This window comes from Psychrobacter sp., assembly GCF_030457785.1.
Lineage (GTDB): Bacteria > Pseudomonadota > Gammaproteobacteria > Pseudomonadales > Moraxellaceae > Psychrobacter.
The window spans coordinates 1-3,441 of sequence record NZ_JAKDUI010000248.1 but is presented as its reverse complement, the minus strand read 5'-3'; the positions used below and the strand labels follow the sequence as shown (position 1 = coordinate 3,441).

3 protein-coding genes are annotated in these 3,441 nt (G+C 42.1%); 1 reads left to right on the top strand and 2 read right to left on the bottom strand.

Annotation, left to right across the window (positions count from 1 at the left end):
- Positions 1-258: 258 nt before the first annotated feature.
- Positions 259-486: a hypothetical protein gene (locus L0J61_RS10090; RefSeq protein WP_301466315.1), complete on the bottom strand. Its 228-nt coding sequence runs from the start codon at positions 484-486 to the stop codon at positions 259-261.
- 304 nt (positions 487-790) lie between these two features.
- Positions 791-1,726 carry a hypothetical protein gene (locus L0J61_RS10085; RefSeq protein WP_301466314.1) on the bottom strand — a complete coding sequence of 312 codons (936 nt, stop codon included), beginning with the start codon at positions 1,724-1,726 and terminating at the stop codon, positions 791-793.
- A gap of 216 nt (positions 1,727-1,942) precedes the next feature.
- On the opposite strand from L0J61_RS10085, the gene L0J61_RS10080 reads away from it, so the two are divergent.
- Positions 1,943-3,127: an acyl-CoA dehydrogenase gene (locus L0J61_RS10080; protein ID WP_301466313.1), complete on the top strand. Its 1,185-nt coding sequence runs from the start codon at positions 1,943-1,945 to the stop codon at positions 3,125-3,127.
- Positions 3,128-3,441: the final 314 nt, after the last annotated feature.

Here is a 3,441-nt window from a genome sequence, read left to right as displayed (position 1 = left end):
ATGCAGGCGTTCTATAATATTAATTAGCGTTGCACTTGGTGTGTTAATCTAAGGTATAAAAAATACAGTATCGCATGTATTTTTTATACCCTAAGGCGTGGCTTCAATTTAATCATTTAATCGGTAGCGATCTAAATAGGTCAACTCTTGCTAAAACCATCAACCAAAATTAGCAAGCAAGTAGTAAATACCTTAACCACGCCTTATAAAACACATCAGTGTCAAAACTGACGTATTCGAAGTCGACATATGAATATTTTAGCTATTAAATTTCTTCTCTAACAGACCTTTGATAAATGTGATGACAGTGGCGCTATGTTCAGAGTTTTTCACTTCTTCTAGCAGCTCAGCCTTGGACATACTTTGGTATCTTTGTATGTCTTCGCTGCTGATATTTTTTGCGCTTTCTATCAATGATGATAGACCATTCGCGTCTGAATTATCACTGCCTGTTACAGCGCCCAGCATATCATTCATGTTTATCATAAATATTTCCTCTTATAGAAGTGGTTCGTTATTATTACAATGTGAAGCGGGTCAAAAAAAAGATATTGTAGTTGCCTAGCATTGTCTAGTGTACCGCATATATATCTATTTATGAGTATTTATATTAACCAAATTGCGCTCATAGCACAGTCTACCTGTTGGCGAATAACTGGATAGTGGTGCCTAAGGTTAATGGTATATAGATGAATGGCTCACAAGTGGATGGTCGATAGCGGCATCACCAGATCTACCAGAACGTTCTGCCAGTTGTTGGCTTCAATAACAATATCAATTTGTCATTATATTATAGCGATTCATCGGTAAAGTCATATTTTTTTACCGTCGGCTCGTCAGTCGAAAAGTCGATTTGGTAATTATAAGTTTTGTCTTGTTCATTGATATTGCCATTGTCATCGCTATCTGACTGGGTGATAAAGTAGTAGCGCGATATTTGTGGCATCCATTTGGTTTGTTGTACAAACTCATTATCAGGGTGGAGTTTGTTTAATGCGCCGCCCATGTCATCGCTCATATACAACGCTTGCTGACTAAATAGGTTTTGGTCATCATCATTCTCTTGATACGGTGTCTCGTTGATATGATAAATCATTCTTCCAAATAGCGTCGTAACCGTTTCCACATCTGCAGATTCTCTTTGTGCTTCCGTTGTTGGTACGTTTTGAGCCAATTCGTTTTCGTTTGTCGCTTGGGATGGAGCTACAGTAACGGCGTCACTTTGATCCTGCTGACTGATAGGAGAGCTGCTAACAAAGGGTATAAACATTTGCTGAATAAGAAAGTCGTTATTGGGCAGTAGCGTTTTCGTCGTACCTGTCGCGATGTTTTCAAACACCAGATTGCTCATGTGGCTGTTGTAAGTGTAGGGTGTGTTTTCGGAAAATATCGACGGATAATAATTGTTATCTCTAGACTTCAAACTGCTCAATTCGTCATAGATGCCGTCGTTTTCAGAGGTGATGAATGGTGTGATAGGGTGTAATAAAGTGGGCAGCTTATCGATATAGTGTGGAAACTGAGTTTTAGTAGACACTTGAGCAGAGTTGGCAGCCGTTGTATCCTCAGTACTATTCGTTTGGCTTATATTATCGGCTTGGTCCGTGGTGGTATTATGATTGTCAGGCTGCTGGCAAGCGCTAAGTGACAGGGCGCAGAAGCCGATGCCAAGAAATAAACCTGAATGCAGTATTTGTCGGTGCTTGCTTTTATTGTCATAACTCATAAACAGCCCTGATTAACTTTTGTTGTAAACGTAGCCTACATAATAAACCAACGTACTACTATCACAACAAAGTTAAATGAAAAGTATGTGGAATTAGAGCATGTCTTTATTTGGGCGCCGAGGCTTAGATGATGACAATACACAGCCAAACGGACTCACCAATTCACCTTTTAATATTATCTATTGGTCAGGAAGACCAACATTAAGGAGATACACATGCCAACCTCTACGCGTCCCAGCTTTGATTGGGAAGACCCTTTTTTATTGCGTGACCAACTCATCGACGAAGAGCGGATGGTGGCAGACAGCGCCCGTCAGTTTTTTCAAAAAGAGTTAATGCCAGGAATTATCCAAGCTAACCGTCATGAGCAGTTTGATCGCAATATCATGCGGCAGATGGGTGAGATGGGTCTGCTTGGCGTGACCATAGAGGGCTATGGCTGTGCTGGACTGTCAAGTGTTGCCTATGGAGCGATTGCCAAGGAAATAGAAGCGGTGGATTCGGGCTATCGTTCAGCGATGAGTGTGCAGTCAAGCCTAGTTATGCACCCTATCTATGCCTATGGTACTGAAGAACAGCGAGAAAAGTATCTGCCGAAGCTTGCCACAGGGGAATATGTCGGTTGCTTTGGTCTGACTGAGCCAGACTCAGGATCGGATCCTGCGTCAATGTTGACTCGTGCACGTGCTGTTGAGGGCGGTTACGAGCTGACAGGCAATAAAATGTGGATCACGAATAGCCCTATTGCCGATGTGTTTGTGGTATGGGCAAAAGATGATGCAGGTAAGATTCGTGGTTTTATTTTGGATAAAGAGATGGAAGGCTTGTCAGCACCGAAGATTGAAGGCAAGTTTTCATTACGCGCGTCAGTCACAGGTGAGATCGTCATGGACAAGGTATATGTCCCTGAAGCGAATGCTTTTCCAGATATCCGTGGTCTCAAAGGTCCGTTTGGTTGTCTAAATAAAGCTCGTTATGGTATCGCGTGGGGCTCGATGGGTGCTGCTGAGTTTTGTTGGAAAGCCGCTCGTCAGTATACGCTAGATCGGAAACAGTTTGATCGGCCATTAGCTGCGACACAGTTAGTGCAGTTAAAGTTAGCAAATATGCAGACAGAAATTGCACTCGGACTACAGGCGGCACTGCGAGTCGGCCGCCTGATGGATGAGGATAGAGCGACGCCTGAGATGATTTCATTGATTAAGCGCAATAACTGCGGTAAAGCACTGGATATCGCTCGTATTGCACGTGATATGCATGGTGGTAATGGTATCTCAGATGAATTCCATGTGATTCGTCATGTGATGAATCTAGAGTCGGTCAATACCTATGAAGGCACGCATGATATTCATGCGCTTATCTTAGGTAGAGCACAGACTGGTATTCAAGCCTTTTTTTAGATAGAGAGCAGTTATAGAGGACGGTTATAGAGGGCAATTATTTACCAGATATTTGAGATGGGCTTGTGCCTAGCTGTAGGACGCTGAATTTGTAGCACGCTGAACGTCTAGTGCTTTTGCAATTGGGGTATTGGCTACCGCAAAGCCCATATATTGTGATAACAAAAACTACAAATCATTAAGAAGTTCGCGTTCAACGTCAGTCATTTCGCATGTTATCCTTGCTATATATAAGTGTTTCAGGTTATGAACTGAACGCTAAAATTTCAGCAGTAAAGACATGATATAAAGTCAATAATCATATTAATAAAGGA